Below are 15,667 nucleotides of genomic sequence, written 5' to 3' on the forward strand. Positions count from 1 at the left end.
ACGCACCCCCGAAAACCCGCAGACGCACCCCCGAATCTTTATGGTCACCTTGACTATATTCAAGGTGCGCCATATCGTCGCCATGACGAAAACACCTAGGGGGTTCCTGTCATGGCCGACATCAAGCGACGCTTCGGACTGCACCACCTGCGCTGCGCACCCACCGCCCACATCCGTCACCATAAGCGCGGAACGCTCGCCCACGACGGCACGGGCCTGAGCTTCTGGTTCCGGGCGCTGAGCGCGGCGCTGTCCGAAATACCGGTGGACGACCGGGAGTTGGCGGTCACGTTCCACGCGCGGACCGCCGACTTCCAGGACGTCGCCGTGCAGGCCTCGGTGACGTACCGGATCAGCGACCCCGCGCTCGCCGCCGCCCGGCTCGACTTCTCGCTCGACCCGGACACCGGCGCGTGGCGCGGCACACCCCTGGAGCAGCTGTCCGCGCTGCTCACGGAGACGGCGCAGCAGCACGCACTGGACGTCCTGGCGCGCACCCCGCTCGCCGAGGTCCTCGCCGACGGCGTGACGGCGGTGCGCGAACGGGTCGCAGCGGGTCTCGCCGCGGAGCCCCGACTGCCCGCGACCGGCGTCGAGGTCGTCACCGTGCGCGTCGTGGCGCTGCGCCCCGAGCCCGAGGTCGAGCGGGCACTGCGCACCCCGGCCAGGGAGCGGATCCAGCAGGAGGCCGACCGGGCCACGTACGAGCGGCGCGCGGTGGCGGTCGAGCGGGAGCGCGCCATCGCCGAGAACGAGCTCGGCAGCCGCATCGAACTGGCCCGGCAGGAAGAGCAGTTGGTGGAGCAGCGCGGTACGAACGCGCGCCGCGAGGCCGAGGAGAACGCGGCGGCCGACGCGGTGCGCGCCGAGGCGGAGGCCGCGCGGGCGGTGCGCCTGGCCGGCGGCGAGGCCGAGGCGGCGCGCGCGGTCGGCGAGGCTCGGGCGCACGCGCAGGAGGCGTGGCTGCGGGTCCACTCCGAGGTGGACGCCGCGACCCTGCACGCCCTCGCCGCCACGCAGCTCGCACAGAACCTGCCGCGGATCGAGAACCTGACCCTCTCCCCCGACGTGCTCACGGGCCTGCTCGCCCGGCTCGGAAACGACCGGGGTGCACGGTCGTGACGCTCGCCCCCCGCGCCGTACTCGTCCACCGGACCACGGAATACCAGGAGTTGCTGGCCCGGCACGGCACGCACGGCCAGGCCGCCTTCTTCCTCTCCTCGCGCGGCCGTTCCGTCGAGGAGGTCGCCGAGCGCCATCACCGTACGACGCGTGCGCTCGCGGAGGTCGCGGCGGCCGTGCCGCTCACGTGGCGCAGGACCCGTCTGGAACGGGCGGACCTGGACCGGTTCCTGTTCGGCCCGGAGGACGTCGTGGTCGTCGTCGGGCAGGACGGCCTGGTCGCGAACGCCGCCAAGTACCTGTCGGGCCAGCCGGTCGTCGGCATCGACGCGGATCCGGGGCGCAACCCGGGGGTCCTCGTGCGGCACCGCGCGGCCGACGCGGCGAAACTGCTCCCGACGACCGTCTCGGACCGGGCGCCCGCCGACGAACTCACCATGGTGGAGGCCGTCGCTGACGACACGCAGCGGCTGCTCGCGCTCAACGAGATCTACCTCGGCCCGCCGTCGCACCAGACGGCGCGCTACCGGATCGGCCCCGACGACGACTCGCACGCGCTCGAGGCCCAGGCCTCCTCGGGCGTCCTCATCGGCACCGGGACCGGCGCCACCGGGTGGCTGCGCTCGCTGTGGCAGCAGCACGGGAGCGCCCTCACGCTGCCGGGCCCGGCGGACTCCCGGCTGCTCTGGTTCGTCCGCGAGGCCTGGCCCTCCCCCGCCACGGGAACGTCACGCGTGGAGGGCTCACTCGGCCCCACCGACCGGCTGCGCGTCACGGTCGAGTCCGACCGCCTGGTCGCTTTCGGCGACGGCGTGGAGAGCGACGCCCTGGAACTGACCTGGGGCCAGACGGTGCGGGTGGGCCGGGCCCGGGAACGGCTGCGACTGGTGGCCTGACCGGACAAGGAGGCGTTGTGCACGTCGGTGGACCTGGCCCGACCAGCGCAGGCGGCACGCGCCGCGATGCCGGACGACGTACACGAAGAGACCCTCGCACTCGTCGGCGACGTGGCCGCGGACCGGACAGCAAGTCCAGGGCCTGCAGCCGCCGTCGACGCCGTTCTACGCGGCTGCGCCTGGATCGCCTGCGTGGTGCGCCTCCGCGCCCGACACGCCTGGTCGCTCGTCACCGGCTCCGCCCCTGCCGATCTCACGCGCCCCCAGTTCGCGGGCGGTCTCCACGAACGCCCGTACATGCGGCGCGGGGGCGGACTCGGGCAAGACGAGCGCCCATTCGGTGAGGGGCGCATCATCGATCGGGACCAGCACCACTCCGGGATAGGCGTAATAGCGCGGGACATGGGCGTTGAACGGGCACACCACGCGCCCGGTGGCGACCAAGGCGAGGACCTCGTGGAAGGTCCTCGCCTGCGGGCCGCGGTGGACCAGCCGCCCGCCAGGCGTCCGCTCCGGGCACATCGCCCGGTACCACTCCGCCGGAGTACGCGTGCCGGGGTCCGGAACGGTCCGACCGGCCAGGTCCTCGAGCGACACCCGAGCCCGTGACGCCAGATCGGAGCCCGCGGCCACGGCCAGTACCCGGCCCTCCGTCAGCACGACAGGCCCGAGCCTGAGTCCGGGTTCAGGCACCGGGAGCCACATCAGCTGCGCCGCTACCTCGCCGGCCCGTATCCGGGCGAGCGGATCGCTGAAGTGGTACTCCACGAACTCCACACTGCACTGGGGGTGGCGGGCGCAGAACTCCTCCACCAGCCAGGCCACTTCGGAGGGGAGTACGCCCATCGTCCCCAGCCGCACGGTCCCTGAGCAACCGCGGGCGGAATCCGCCGCATGCGTCAGGGCTTTGCGGATCAACTCGTAGCCGGGGCGGAGATCGTCGCGCAGCCGCCCGCCCAGAGGCGTCAGTGTCACGGTGCGGCTGCTGCGGTCGAACAAGGCCCCGCCCAGGCGGCGTTCCTGCCGGCTGATGGACTGACTGACGCGTGCTTGGGAGAGATGCAGCCGCTCCGCGGTCCGGCCGAAGTGCAGTTCTTCGGCCAGCGTCAGGAAGATCTCGATGTCCCGCAGTTCCACGGCTCCCCCATTGATCACTCCCGCTTATGGCTGCTATACGGAACTCGGCGTTGTTCCGGCCGAACAGCCTAAGCGAGACTCGGCCGTGGCCCACCGGCCCACCGGCACCCGGCTGGGAACAGCAGTCAGCCGGCCCACCCGTCCCTTCGCCTCTCCGCATCGTCCGCCGCCGCGGAGCGCACCACACGAAGGATCCACACCTTGGCACCTGATCCGACCACCCTTCACCCGCTCCCCGCGCACGACAGGGTGGTGTTCCTCAAACCGCTGGTCGCCTCACCGAAGATCGTCGTCGGCGAGTACACCTACTACGACGACCCCGACGGCGCGACGGAGTTCGAGCACCGCAACGTGCTCTACGCCTACGGGCCGGAGCGCCTGATCATCGGCAGGTACGGCGCGATCGCCACGGGGACCCGCTTCCTGATGGCCGGCGCGGAGCATCCGACGATGGGTGTGTCCACCTTCCCGTTCACCATGTTCGGCGGCCGCTGGGCCGAGGAAACCCTGGACATCGTCACGGCCATGCCCAGCCGCGGGGACACCGTCATCGGCAATGACGTCTGGTTCGGTCACGGGGCGACCGTCATGCCGGGTGTGCACATCGGCGACGGCGCCATCATCGCGGCCGGCGCCATGGTCACCTCAGATGTCCCTCCGTACACCATCGTCGGTGGTAACCCGGCCAGGCCGATCCGGCAGCGGTTCACCGACGAAGACGTCTCGCGACTGCTCCGCGCAGCATGGTGGGACTGGCCTGTCGAGCTGGTCACCGAACACGCCCGCGTCATCATGGCCGGAACTCCCGCGGACATCGCACGCATCGCCGCCGAGCACGATCTGGAGAAGCCTCTGTGACCCAGATGTCCATCGAAGAGCACGCTGTGACGGACAGCGGGGCCGGACCGTACGCCATCACCACCGGGCCGGACGGCGCCCTGTGGTTCACCCTGGTCCACAGCGGCCGGATCGGTCGGCTGGTCCCCGGCGAAGAACCCACGAGCCACCAGCTCGACCCCGCGTGCGGGCCGACCGTCATCGTGCACGGCCCCGACGACGCCCTGTGGTTCACCCAGTACCAGGCCCACCGCATCGGGCGGATCACCACCGGCGGCCTCATCGAAGACTTCGCGATACCCACCCCCGACTGCGGGCCCTTCGGCATCGCAGCAGGGCCGGACGGCGCCCTGTGGTTCACCGAGACCGCCGCCGACCGCATCGGTCGCATCACACCCGACGGCCTGGTCACCGAGTTCCCGCTCCCCGTCACGGGCGCGTTCCCTTCCGCGATCACCGCCGGCGACGACGGCGCGATGTGGTTCACGCTCAACCAGACGAACGCTGTCGGCCGGATCGGCATGGACGGCGCAGTGACCCTCCACCCACTGCCGACCGAGAACGCCGCACCGGTGGGCATCACCGCCGGGCGCGACGGGGCACTGTGGTTCGTCGAAATCGCCGCCGGTCAGATCGGACGGATCACCCCCGACGGGAAGATCACCGAATTCCCGCTCCCCGACCGCGCAGCGCGGCCCCACGCCATCACCGTCGCCGACGACGGCACCGCGTGGTTCACCGACTGGGGCGGCAACCGCGTCGGCTCGATCACTCCCGACGGCACCATCACCGTGCACGACCTGCCCACCCCCGGCTCCGAGCCGCACGGCATCACCGTCGGTGCCGACGGCGCCTTGTGGGCAGCTCTGGAGATCGGTGCGCTGGCCCGCATCGCCTCGGTGGACAGCGCCACCTGACGGACGACTCCCTCACACCCGCCAGACGTCAACAACGGCCGCCCGCACGGCGGCCCGAGAGGAACATCCGTGAAATACGCCCTCGTGATCTTTGAGACCGATGAGTCCCGCCGCCGGATCCAGGCCGACCGGGACACCTACCGCGCGGATTACGAGAACTGGATCGGCAAGCTCGCGGCGGCCGGAAAGCTGGTGGGCGGCGACGCCCTGGACACCGAGAACAACAGCCCGGCGACCGTGCGCAAGACGTCCGACGGGGCGTCATCGGTGACCGACGGGCCCGCGCACACCGGCGAGGAGACCCTCGGCGGCTGGTTCGTGGTGGAGGTGGCCGACCGTGCGGAGGCCGTCGAACTGGCCAAGTCCCTGCCTACTCCGGAGACGATCGAGATCCGCCCGCTCCTCGAATCCGCCTGAGCCCCGATCGCCGTCGTACTGGGTCCACGGGTCGGCGGAATCCGTGGACCCAGGCGTTCGCGCCCTACTCCGGCGGCGTGGGCGTGTCGTGGCTGTGGTACATCGCCTGGATGTCGAGCTCCAGCTTCACCGTGGGGCCGACCACGGCGATGCCCCGGGCCAGCATGCTCCGCCAGTCCAAGGTGTAGTCCTCGCGGTGGAGTTCGGCCGTGGCGAGGGCCGCGCAGCGCAGTTCCTCCGCGTAACCGCCGTTGACCATGCCGAGATAGCCGGTGTCCAGCTCCACCGTGCGGCTGACGCCGTGCATGGTGAGGGCGCCCTGGATCGTCCACTTGGTGCCGCCGCGATACACGAAGCGGTCGGAGGAGAAGTGGATGTACGGGTAGCGCTCGACATCGAGGAAGTCGGCCGAACGCAGGTGGTTGTCCCGGGTCTTGTTCCCGGTCGTGATGCTCGCCGCGTCGATCTGCACCTCGACCCGCGAGTCCGCCATGTCGTCCGCGACCTGGATGCCGCCGTCGAAGCGGGTGAACCGGCCGTGGACGTGGGCCATGCCGACGTGCTTGGCGATGAACCGGATCGCGGTGTGCGGCGGGTCGAAGAGCCAGGTGCCGGGCTGCGGCAGCTCCGGCGGCCGTCCCATGTTCAGCTGCACGGAGGTCAGCGGGAGCGTCTCGCCGGCGACGACGTCGACGGTCTGCTGATGGGGCTTCAGGCCGTTGGCCGCGATCATGACGCCGTACCGGCCGGGCGGCAGTGTGAGGAAGACGAGGCCGTACGGGTCGCTGGTCACCTTCGCCGCGATACGGCCGTTGCCGACCTGCGTCACGGTGACGTCCGCTCCCGCCATCGGCTGCCCCATGGGGTCGGCCACTTCACAGTGGAAGGCGCCGGCACCGTGCGGCACAGGGTGCACCAGCCCTGCCCCGCGCGAGTCGCGTCCGGCCCGGCTCCTCCTGAACAGCGCGAGGGGCATGCAGATCACCTTTCGGGTTCGGCCGCAGAACCTCCGCAGCGGGCTCGTACATACGATCCCATGTCTGCGATCTCCGCTGATCAAGGCCGCTAAGGGTTACCGGCGGCAACTCCGTGGTGAATACATGGGAATCCGACATACCGCCGCTGGAGCGCTCCAGATTCCACAGTTTCTTCACCTTTCAGCCGCCGCTCGACCAGGCCCGCACCCCTCCCCGTTCCGTGCCGGACGGGTCACGGGGGGCCACCGCGAACCACGGCGGACCACTGGGACGCAGCACCGCTTCCGCGCCATATGTCTGCCGATTACGGGTCAACCGTTGACTCGCTCGATCGCGCTCTGACAGATTCTCGACGCCATGAATGCGACAGAGCCCGACCTCTCCGCCAGGTGGAAACGGTTCGCCGAAGCGCACTGGGGCAAGGAGCCCGCCGCGATTCCGTTCGCCCCGGGCCTCGCACCGGAGCAGGCGTACGGGGTCGTCGCCGCCTCCTGCGCACCGCCCGCCGAGGACGCGGCAGGCGTCCGCTTCGCCACCGCGAAGCAGGGCCGATTACGCGCCCCGGGCGCACTGCTGCCCGGCCACCACGACCCGGGCCCGGACGCCTACCGGGAACGACTGAACCGTCAACTCGCCGGATCCGGCTGGCTGTTGACCGTGCGGCAGCCGCTGTGGCGGGACTTCGGAGTCTGGGCGCGCGTGCGCGAACTCGTCTGCGGGCTGTGGCGGGCGGTGGGCTGGCCCGCCCTGCCCGTGACGGCCGAACTCGCCCTCGGAGAGCACTGCACCGGACCGGACGCACCCGCCCCGCGCCCCGGCTCGTTCGCGCTCACGTGGGTACTCTCCGGGACGATGACGGTCAGACTCTGGCCCGAGCACACCGGCACCGAGTATCAACTCGCGGCTGGAACGGGGGACTTGCTGTACTGGCCGGCCGGCTGCCGCCATCTCGATCACTACCTCGACGGCTGCACCACGTTACGGCTCGTCGTCCCCGCCCGTCGCGCCGCCGTCCTCACCCACGTGCGGGGACTCCTCGCGGACCGGATGCAGGAAGACCCCGCCTACGCGGGCGGCCCCGGCGTCCTGCCGTTCCCTCCTCCCGCGAGCCCGGACGGAGAGATCGGCGCTGCGGAGCCTGTCGCGGGCGCCGCGCGGCTGTTCGCCGGGCTCGCCGCCGGCCCGGGAACGGCAAGGGAGTTGCGCGTGGCCTGGGCGGCCCGCAGGTCGGCGGCGGGTCTCGAACCGGCGCCCCCGCCACGACCGGCCGTACCCCTGCACCCCGGCCTGCGCATACGGGCCTCGGCCCAGCTCTTCCGCGTACCGGACGGGCCGGGACGCGCCGTGTGGGCCGCGAACGGGCACACCCTGTCGGTCGAGGGGGCCGCACCCGAACGCGTCAGGGACGTGCTGCGGTCCGGAAGGGCTCTCGACATAGGGGAGTTGGGCCACAGCTCGCGGATGCCCGTGAAGATGCTGATCGCGCTCCTGTCCGACCTGCATCGCCTACGCGCCATCGAACTGGTGGACGAAGACGGGGCGGTATGAGGGAGGATCCCCGCGCCTCCGAGCCCGCACGCCGCCCTCCCGCTCCCGCCACCCCGGCCGAACAGGGGCAGCCGGACCGGCTCGGCCGGCTCGACTGGCGGGTCTTCGGCGAGCGGTACTGGGACCGGCGCCCCGTGCTGTTCAAGTCGGTCGCGCCCGCCCCCTTCGAGGCGCACGAGGTGTTCGAGACCGCCGTCGCCGCGGCGGGCCGTTCGGCGTGCCGCCCTACGCGGGGTTCGCGGTCGGCGGCGAGCCCCAGGCCGACCCCGGCGACTTCCTGCCGCAGCCGCGGGACGGCTCGTTCGCGGGCTACCACCAGCGCCTCGTCCGGCAGCTCTGCGGCGAGCCGTACTCCCTCTCGCTTCACGCGTTCCACGCGTTCCACCATCCGCTGTGGGCGCGCGAGCGCGACTTCTTCGCCGGTCTGTGGGCGCGCGAGGGGCAGCCCGTGCAGAGTGCGTACACCACGCTGGTGCACGGGACGTACGAGCAGCCGCTCGCCGAGGCGCTTCCCGGGCAGCGCGTCGCGACGTTCCTGTTCGTGCTGGGCGGTCGGCAGCGGATGCGGTTCGGCGCGGCGGACCGGGGCGGATCCTTCACCGTCGAGGCGAATCCGGGTGACCTGTTGTACTGGCCGTCGCACTTCTCCCCCGTCGCCGAGCCCTACGCCGGGTGGGCGTCGACCGGCGTGCGCGTGAGCGTCGTACGGGAAGGGCGGCAGGCGGCGTCCGAGCTGTACGGCCTGCTGCACGACGTGACGCCCGAGACCCTCCTCGCGCCGGACCCGGATCCCACGGGCGCCGGTCCGTCCGGCGAGGAGGTGCTGCTCGTGCCCGACGCCGAGGCGGGGGCGGGGGCGGGGGCGGAGCTGCCCGCGCCTCTGGAGCGCGCACTCGCGCACTTCCGTGCGGTGGGCGCACACGGGCCGCTGGAGGAACGCGTCGCCCGGCACTCCCTGCGGCACTGGACGGCCGGGGGCTTTTGGCCCGTGCCGCCGCCGGCGCCGCGCGGCAGGTTCGGCGACGACGACGTCGTGCGCGCCACGGAGCGCGTGCTGTGGAGCGAGGCCGCCGGCCGGCGGCTGTTCTCCGCGTGCGGCCAGGTGGCGGCCACGGAGCTGCCGGCCGCCGACCTGGCCGCCGTACTGCGGGTCCTCAACTCCGGACGGCCACTGCCGATTCGTGAACTTGCTCCCCTGGCAAGGGAGTTGGTGGCGGAGTTAATGGCGTTCCGCGCACTGGAGCGCCTCTGAGGAGCCGCCTGCGCGTCACTGCCCAGGCGCCGGGATCGCCAGGTACTTGTACTCCAGGAACTCGTCGATGCCGACCCTGCCTCCTTCCCGGCCGATGCCGGACTGCTTGACTCCGCCGAAGGGTGCGGCCGGGTTGGAGACGAGGCCGGTGTTGAGACCGACCATGCCCGTCTCGAGGCGTTCCCCGACGCGCAGCGCCCGGTCGAGGTCGCGGGTGAAGAGGTAGCTGACGAGGCCCCATTCGGTGTCGTTGGCGGCGCGCACCACCTCGTCCTCGTCGTCGAACGTGAAGAGGGCCGCGACGGGGCCGAAGATCTCGGTCCCGGTGAGACCGGCGTCGCGCGGCACCCTCACGAGAACGGTCGGCGGGTAGAAGTAGCCTTCTCTGTCCGGGAGTTCACCTCCGGTGAGGACCTTCGCGCCACGGTCCACCGCGTCCCGGACGAGCCGGTCGACCTTGTCGCGGCCCGCGGCGTCGATGAGCGGCCCGACGTTCGTGCCCGGTTCGGTGCCGGGGCCGACGGTGAGGGCGCTCATGCGCGCGGCGAGCCGGGAGGCGAACTCGTCGGCGACGGAGCTGTGCACGAAGATGCGGTTCGCGGCCGTGCACGCCTCCCCCATGTTGCGCATCTTCGCCATCATGGCGCCCTCGACGGCCGTGTCGAGGTCCGCGTCGTCGAAGACGATGAGCGGCGCGTTCCCGCCGAGCTCCATCGAGGTACGCACGACGGTGTCGGCGCACTGGGCGAGGAGGATCCGGCCGACCTGGGTGGACCCGGTGAAGGACAGCTTGCGGATGAGTCCGCCGCGCAGCATCGGTTCGACGAGGGCGCCCGCGTCCGTGGTGGTGACGACGTTCAGGACGCCGTCGGGCAGGCCCGCCTCGGTGAGGATCCCGGCCAGGGCCAGGGTGCACAGGGGTGTCTGCGGCGCGGGTTTGAGGACCATGGTGCAGCCCGCGGCGACGGCCGGGCCGATCTTGCGGGTGCCCATGGCGAGCGGGAAGTTCCAGGGGGTGACGAGCAGACAGGGGCCGACGGGCCTGCGCATGATCAGGTGGCGGCTGCGGCCGTCGGGCGAGGGCGCGAACCCGCCCTCGATGCGTACGGCCTCCTCGGAGAACCAGCGGAAGAATTCGGCGGCGTACGCGACCTCGCCACGCGCCTCGGCGAGGGGCTTGCCCATCTCCAGCGTCATGAGGAGAGCGAGTTCGTCGGTGCGGGCGATGATGATCTCGTAGGCGCGGCGCAGGATCTCGCTCCGCGCGCGGGGCGCGGTGGCGGCCCATGATTCCTGTGCGGCCGCGGCGGCCTCGGCTGCGCGGCGGCCGTCGTCGGGGCCCGCGTCGGCGACCTCGCACAGGCTCCTGCCGGTGGCCGGGTTGTCGACGGAGAAGGTGCGGCCCCCGGCCGCGTCCTGAAGGCGGCCGCCTACGAGGAGCTGCTTGGGGACGTCCTCGACGACTTGGGGCGTGGGGTGGGTCGTGGTCATGCGTGTTCCTCCGTCGCTGGTCAGCGGGTTGCCGTCGCGGTCTCCACGGCCGCGGCCCAGGCCCGCAGGCCGTCGTCGATCTGCCCCTCGTCGACGATGAGCGCGGGAATCATCCGCACCACGTTGCCCCAGGGGCCGCAGAGCAGGAGCAGCAGTCCTTCGTCGGCGGCGGCCTGCTGGGCACGTACGGCGGTGGCCGCGTCGGGTTCCCCGTCGGGGGTGGTGAACTCGCTGGCGAGCATCAGGCCGAGGCCCCGTACATCGCCGATCGCCTCGGTCTTCGCGGCGATGTCCTCCAGGCCGGAGCGCAGGCGGGCGCCCATGGCGGCCGCGTTGGCGACGAGGCCTTCCTCCTCGACGACCTCCAGGGTGGCGACCGCGGCGGCGCAGGCGACGGCGTTGCCGCCGTAGGTGCCGCCCTGGGAGCCGGGCCGCGCCTTGTGCATCAGTGCCTCGGGGGCGGCGATCCCGGAGAGCGGGAAGCCGCTGGCGAGGCCCTTGGCGGTGATGAGGACGTCGGGGCGTACGCCGAAGTGGTCGTGGCCCCAGAAACGTCCGGTGCGGCCGACGCCGGTCTGCACCTCGTCGAGGATGAGCAGGATGCCGTGGCGGTCGGCGCGCTCCCTGAGTCCTTGCAGGAAGGCGGAGTTGGCGGGGACGTAGCCGCCTTCGCCGAGGACGGGTTCGACGAGGATCGCGGCGGTGTCGTCCGGGTCGGAGACGGTCTGGAGGAGGTGGTCGAACTCGCGCAGCGCGAACCGCGTCGCGGTGTCCTCGTCCCAGCCGTAGTGGTAGGCGTTCGGGAAGGGCGTGATGGCGACGCCCGCCATCAGCGGACCAAAGCCGGTACGGATCTTCGTGCCGGACGTGGTGAGGGAGGCGGCGGCGACGGTGCGGCCGTGGAAGCCGCCGTGCGCGACGACGATGTTGGGCCGGCCGGTGGCGTGCCGGGCGAGCCGCATGGCCGCCTCGACGGCCTCGCTGCCGGAGTTGGCGAAGAACAGGCTGTCGAGTCCTTCGGGCAGTACGGATCCCAGCTTCTCGACGAGGCGCTGCAGGGGCCGGTGCAGGACGGTCGTGTACTGGCCGTGGATGAGGGTGGCCACCTGCTCCTGGGCGGCGGCGACCACGCGCGGATGGCAGTGGCCGGTGCTGGTGACGCCGATCCCGGCGGTGAAGTCCAGATATCGGCGGCCGTCGGTGCCGTAGAGATGGACGCCCTCCCCGCGTTCGGCGACGACGGGGGTGGCCTGGCGCAGATGCTCGGACAGTCGCGTCATGCCTCCACCCTCAATGCTGAGCCGAAAGCGCGTCAATGGGCCATCTGTGGCGATCCGCCCCTTGGGGGTCGCGGGTCACCCGGGTGGCCGCCATGGCTCTCGCCCCCGTCGCCGGCCGTGGGCCCGCGAAGGCAATTCGCAAGAGTTCTGCGTAACCGGCTCAACCGGCAGGGTTCCCAAGGGAGTCGGGATATGCAACAGTCCTGCGCAACCCGATGTGAGGGGAGCGAGTCGGCATGGCTGGGGCGCGTGGGCACGACCTTGCGGCGTTGCGCGGGCTCAATACGGGTGTGGTCCTGCGGGCGTTGCGCAGGGAGAGCCCGCAGACCGTCAGCCAGCTGGCGCGGGCGGCCGGGCTGTCGCGGCCGACGGTCGAGGCACTGGTCGACGAGCTCGTCTCGCAGGGCTGGATCGCCGAGACCGGCGCTCCGCCCGCCGGGCGCACCCCCGGCCGCCCGGCGCGCCGGCTGCGCTTCCGGGCCGAGGCCGGGCACGTCGTCGGTGTCGACATCGGACTGCGCAAGATCGTGCTGGTGCTCGCCCGGCTCGACGGCGAGGTCGTCGCGCGTGAACGGGAGGACATCGCCGAGGAGTTGAGCGGCAGGGAGCGCATCGAGCTGCTCCGCGTGCGGCTGCGGCGCTTCCTCGTCGAGCAGAATCTGCGGGCCGAGGCCGTCTGGGCCATCGGCATCGGTGTGCCGGGCATGGTCGACGACACGGGCCGGATCCGCTCGGTGATCGTCCCCGAGTGGACCGACCTGGATCTCGCGCGACGGCTCGCCGACGACTTCCCGTGCCGGATCCTCGTCGAGAACGACGTGAATCTCGCGGTGCTCGCCGAGCACTGGCAGGGCGCGGCGACGCTCGCGGACGACGTGGCGTGCGTCCTGGTGGGGCGGCGCATCTCCTGCGGGCTGATGATCAACGGCAAGCTGCACCGGGGGCGCCGCGGCGGAGCGGGCGAGCTGGGGATCCTGCCCCAACTCGGCCTGGACGCCGCGCAGATGTGGCTGGCGTGGGACGGTGAGCGGCTCGCGGGCGAGTCCGAGACGGACGCCCTCGCGCGGGCTGTGCGGGCCGGGGACGCGGGGGCGCGGGCCGTGCTCGACGACTATCTCGCCGGGGTCGCCCCGGGCATCGCCGCGCTGGTTCTCGCCCTGGACCCCGAGCTCATGGTCCTCTCGGGCGCGCTCGCCCCGGTCGGTGAGCCGCTCGGGCCCCTGCTCACGGAACATCTGCGGCCACTGACGCTGCACGTGCCGCGCATCGCGGTCAGCGCGCTCGGCCGTGAGGGCGTGGCCCTCGGTGCGGTGCGCCGCGCGCTGGACGCTCTGGACGCTCATCTCCCTTATGGAACAGGCCCGTTGCGCCCGTCCCCCGCACCCTGACCTCACACCGTCCCCCTCACCCTCCGGAGGCGCGTATGCGCAGGAGAACGCTTCTCGCCGGTGCGCTCGCGGCCACGCCCCTCGTGGCCGCCTGCGACAGCGGCGGCGGGGCTTCCGGTTCCACCTCGTCGGGCGGCGGCGGCCGCACCACCATCTCGTACGGCATCTGGGACCAGGCCCAGCTCGCGGGCATGCAGCAGATCGTGAAGGCGTTCGAGGCCAAGAATCCCGACATCTCCGTGGACATCCAGCTCACGCCCTGGAGCTCGTACTGGACGACGCTCAGGACCTCGATGCGCGGCGGGACCGCCCCGGACGTGTTCTGGATGAACGCCGTGAACATCCAGCTGTACGCGGCCAACGGCGTCCTGGAGCCGCTCGACCGGTACGCGGCCCGCGACCGCACCCCGCTCGGCCGTCGACAAGGCCGGCGTCGGCCACCCCGACGCCTCCAGGACCTGGGACGACGTTCGGGACTCGGCGCGCGAGCTGACGAACCCGCGGACGCGGGTGTACGGGATCGCCACCGAGATGGACCGGCAGAAGAACTTCTACCGTTTCTAAAGACTGAGCGGGAGTGAGTCCTGTTGCCAGGGCTCGTGCTCAGCCGCGTGTCCCGAACGGTCTTGGACACGCTGGTTGCCCGCATGCACTCCGCGTCCGGGCGGCACGGATCGTGTCCGTGGTCCGGGAACGCGGGGGCGGGGTTCCTCGCACCCTGGGGTGTCCGGGCCGGCCTGGACGGTCCGATGCCCGCATCCGTCGCTCTGGTGGGTGCGGGGCGGTGCCGTCCGTCGCCGGATCGGATGTCCCAGGGCACGCCGTCCGATCGCGATGCTCGCCGCATCGTGACCGGTGGTCTTCCGCTTGTCGGAGGTGAGGGGCTTCTGCCAGTGCTTCGCGCCCCACTTGGAGGTGTAGGCCGCATCCACGGCGATGACCGCGATGGCGGTGGCATCGGCCATCGAGACCAGCCGGGCCCGCAGCTTCCCCGTCGGCATCCCGGAGATCAGCCGCCGGAAGCACCTCTTGCGGCCGTGCTTCTCCCGGGTCTTGGCCGCCGTGAAGTCCAGATCCTCCACCGCGATCGCCCGGACGCCGCAAGTGGTGGCCCAGTTGATCAGGCGGGTCAGCGCATGGCGGACCTGGGCGTCGCGATGTTCGGTGGTACCGGACAGATCGTAGAAGAAGCGCCGTGGGTTGCTGATCGGGTTGCCGTGCATGTCCAGCCGCCAGGCGGCCAGGTGATCGGCGTTGGTATCCACCCCGATCACCCCCTGCGCCAGCGCGGCCTCGATCGGAATGCTCGGTGTGACCGGGCGCTGCCAGGATGCGGTCACATACCAGCGGCCGCGCTGTACGTCGTGGTGGATGCGGTAGGCGATGGCCCGGTTCGCCGCCACCCGATCCCCCCACTCCTCGCCACGGTGGGCGAACCGCACCCGCCCGGACAGCACATACCGGCCGTGCGAAGCATTCGCCAACCCGCCCAGCGGCGCCGGGAGTTTGATACTGACCTCACCCTCGGGCGTGATGCGAACGGTCTCGTTGCCGCAGCGCTTCCCGGACTCTCCGTCGGCCTGCAGAAAGGAGCGGGCCGCCTCCCACTGCTCCCGCCACGCCTGCTCGCTGAGCCCGGCCTGATCGAGGTGCTGGCGTATGCGGGCCAGCCGTTTGCCGCCGCGCACCACATGGACCCGACCGGCCGTCCAGTCCGCCCGCGCCCTCGCGAGCCGCTGCTCCAGCACCTGCAGGCGCCGGGATTTCGCGTGCCACTCCCGACGTGTGCCATAGCCGCCCGGGGCATGATTGCTGCCCTTCTCGCCCAGCGGCAGGGACAGCCGGCGCCGCAGCATGCGCACCCCCGCCTCCAAAGACTGCAGGTGGGCGTGGTGCCCGCGGCGGGCCAGCGCCCACTGATCGTGCGTGGCCTTCGTCACGCTGCCGGCCCATCGCGACGACGAGGCCGCGGTCACCTCCCGCTTACGCACCGCCCACGTCCCGGCGGAATGTGCAAGGCCCTGCCGGGAGCGCACCGCCAGATCCCTCGACGCCAGCGAACCCATGCGCGCCCCCACCCGGCGCAGCACCTCCACATCTCCGGCGGTCAGACCCTTCAGGCGGGTACGAATGGCCACCCCAGAAGGACCCGCCGCCACAAATGGCACAGCCAACGCCCGCAACCCACCCACCACTTCACCCCCACCCGACACCGAAACGTCCGCCACCACACCCAACGACCGCCCGCCCCCAAGGTCACCCATTCGGCGCACAAACTCCCGCTCCCCACCGAACTCCTGCACAGGCAGCGCCATCCACGGATCAGCAATCAGGCCAGGACACGCACACACGCCAACACTCGCTCATGCGCTGTAAACAGCCAACAACTCGAACCCCCGTTTCCG

General features: G+C 71.8%; 14 protein-coding genes. 9 read left to right on the top strand and 5 right to left on the bottom strand.

The genetic code is table 11. The annotated features are described in order from the left end of the window. The first annotated feature begins 111 nt into the window (after window positions 1-111). Window positions 112-1,122, top strand: a complete 1,011-nt coding sequence (locus AC07EJ_RS11370; RefSeq protein WP_478884104.1) for an SPFH domain-containing protein — start codon at window positions 112-114, stop codon at window positions 1,120-1,122. Further along, window positions 1,119-2,018: an NAD(+)/NADH kinase gene (locus AC07EJ_RS11375; protein WP_478884105.1), complete on the top strand. Its 900-nt coding sequence runs from the start codon at window positions 1,119-1,121 to the stop codon at window positions 2,016-2,018. The genes AC07EJ_RS11370 and AC07EJ_RS11375 overlap by 4 nt, the downstream gene beginning before the upstream one ends. A gap of 165 nt (window positions 2,019-2,183) precedes the next feature. On the opposite strand, the gene AC07EJ_RS11380 is transcribed toward AC07EJ_RS11375, so the two are convergent. Beyond that, complete coding sequence (locus AC07EJ_RS11380; RefSeq protein WP_389476383.1) at window positions 2,184-3,155, bottom strand: LysR family transcriptional regulator; 972 nt, start codon at window positions 3,153-3,155, stop codon at window positions 2,184-2,186. Between the two features lie 201 nt (window positions 3,156-3,356). Between AC07EJ_RS11380 and AC07EJ_RS11385 the strand changes: the two genes are divergently transcribed. The 3 genes from AC07EJ_RS11385 (at window position 3,357) to AC07EJ_RS11395 (ending at window position 5,326) form a co-directional block, all read left to right on the top strand. Then, window positions 3,357-4,013, top strand: coding sequence for a CatB-related O-acetyltransferase (locus AC07EJ_RS11385; protein ID WP_389476385.1), 657 nt, complete (start codon window positions 3,357-3,359; stop codon window positions 4,011-4,013). A 5-nt stretch (window positions 4,014-4,018) separates the two neighbouring features. Next, entirely contained in the window at window positions 4,019-4,909 is an 891-nt protein-coding gene (locus AC07EJ_RS11390) for a Vgb family protein (RefSeq protein ID WP_478884261.1), read from the top strand. Between the two features lie 69 nt (window positions 4,910-4,978). Further along, entirely contained in the window at window positions 4,979-5,326 is a 348-nt protein-coding gene (locus AC07EJ_RS11395) for a YciI family protein (protein WP_389476387.1), read from the top strand. A 64-nt stretch (window positions 5,327-5,390) separates the two neighbouring features. Here AC07EJ_RS11395 and AC07EJ_RS11400 read toward each other — a convergent pair whose 3' ends face one another. Beyond that, complete coding sequence (locus AC07EJ_RS11400; RefSeq protein ID WP_393581568.1) at window positions 5,391-6,302, bottom strand: YceI family protein; 912 nt, start codon at window positions 6,300-6,302, stop codon at window positions 5,391-5,393. Window positions 6,303-6,660: 358 nt separating this feature from the next. On the opposite strand from AC07EJ_RS11400, the gene AC07EJ_RS11405 reads away from it, so the two are divergent. Continuing rightward, window positions 6,661-7,851, top strand: coding sequence for a hypothetical protein (locus AC07EJ_RS11405; protein WP_478884106.1), 1,191 nt, complete (start codon window positions 6,661-6,663; stop codon window positions 7,849-7,851). A 217-nt stretch (window positions 7,852-8,068) separates the two neighbouring features. Next, window positions 8,069-9,103, top strand: coding sequence for a hypothetical protein (locus AC07EJ_RS11410; protein ID WP_478884107.1), 1,035 nt, complete (start codon window positions 8,069-8,071; stop codon window positions 9,101-9,103). A gap of 15 nt (window positions 9,104-9,118) precedes the next feature. Here the strand turns inward: AC07EJ_RS11410 and AC07EJ_RS11415 are convergent, their stop codons facing one another. Together AC07EJ_RS11415 and AC07EJ_RS11420 are read right to left on the bottom strand one after the other, a co-directional pair. Beyond that, a complete protein-coding gene (locus AC07EJ_RS11415; protein WP_478884108.1) occupies window positions 9,119-10,594 on the bottom strand; it encodes an NAD-dependent succinate-semialdehyde dehydrogenase in 1,476 nt (491 codons plus the stop codon). 20 nt (window positions 10,595-10,614) lie between these two features. Beyond that, complete coding sequence (locus AC07EJ_RS11420) at window positions 10,615-11,874, bottom strand: aspartate aminotransferase family protein (protein WP_389476397.1); 1,260 nt, start codon at window positions 11,872-11,874, stop codon at window positions 10,615-10,617. A gap of 236 nt (window positions 11,875-12,110) precedes the next feature. On the opposite strand from AC07EJ_RS11420, the gene AC07EJ_RS11425 reads away from it, so the two are divergent. Both AC07EJ_RS11425 and AC07EJ_RS11430 read left to right on the top strand, forming a co-directional pair. After that, window positions 12,111-13,262 (top strand): ROK family transcriptional regulator, encoded by a 1,152-nt coding sequence (locus tag AC07EJ_RS11425; protein ID WP_389476399.1) that lies wholly within the window; start codon window positions 12,111-12,113, stop codon window positions 13,260-13,262. A 35-nt stretch (window positions 13,263-13,297) separates the two neighbouring features. Then, window positions 13,298-13,843 carry an ABC transporter substrate-binding protein gene (locus tag AC07EJ_RS11430; protein WP_389476401.1) on the top strand — a complete coding sequence of 182 codons (546 nt, stop codon included), beginning with the start codon at window positions 13,298-13,300 and terminating at the stop codon, window positions 13,841-13,843. Here the strand turns inward: AC07EJ_RS11430 and AC07EJ_RS11435 are convergent. After that, window positions 13,823-15,577, bottom strand: coding sequence for an IS200/IS605 family accessory protein TnpB-related protein (locus AC07EJ_RS11435; RefSeq protein ID WP_478884109.1), 1,755 nt, complete (start codon window positions 15,575-15,577; stop codon window positions 13,823-13,825). The genes AC07EJ_RS11430 and AC07EJ_RS11435 overlap by 21 nt on opposite strands. Window positions 15,578-15,667 lie beyond the last annotated feature (90 nt).

It is taken from the genome of Streptomyces sp. NPDC045026, assembly GCF_056432625.1.

Bases quoted from the DNA above. Each gene is read 5' to 3' on its own strand.
- AC07EJ_RS11370 (WP_478884104.1), top strand. From the start codon at position 112: ATGGCCGACATCAAGCGACGCTTCGGACTGCACCACCTGCGCTGCGCA.
- AC07EJ_RS11390 (WP_478884261.1), top strand. From the start codon at position 4,019: ATGTCCATCGAAGAGCACGCTGTGACGGACAGCGGGGCCGGACCGTAC.
- AC07EJ_RS11400 (WP_393581568.1), bottom strand. From the start codon at position 6,302: ATGCCCCTCGCGCTGTTCAGGAGGAGCCGGGCCGGACGCGACTCGCGC.
- AC07EJ_RS11405 (WP_478884106.1), top strand. From the start codon at position 6,661: ATGAATGCGACAGAGCCCGACCTCTCCGCCAGGTGGAAACGGTTCGCC.
- AC07EJ_RS11415 (WP_478884108.1), bottom strand. From the start codon at position 10,594: ATGACCACGACCCACCCCACGCCCCAAGTCGTCGAGGACGTCCCCAAG.
- AC07EJ_RS11420 (WP_389476397.1), bottom strand. From the start codon at position 11,874: ATGACGCGACTGTCCGAGCATCTGCGCCAGGCCACCCCCGTCGTCGCC.
- AC07EJ_RS11425 (WP_389476399.1), top strand. From the start codon at position 12,111: ATGGCTGGGGCGCGTGGGCACGACCTTGCGGCGTTGCGCGGGCTCAAT.
- AC07EJ_RS11430 (WP_389476401.1), top strand. From the start codon at position 13,298: ATGCGCAGGAGAACGCTTCTCGCCGGTGCGCTCGCGGCCACGCCCCTC.
- AC07EJ_RS11435 (WP_478884109.1), bottom strand. From the start codon at position 15,577: ATGGCGCTGCCTGTGCAGGAGTTCGGTGGGGAGCGGGAGTTTGTGCGC.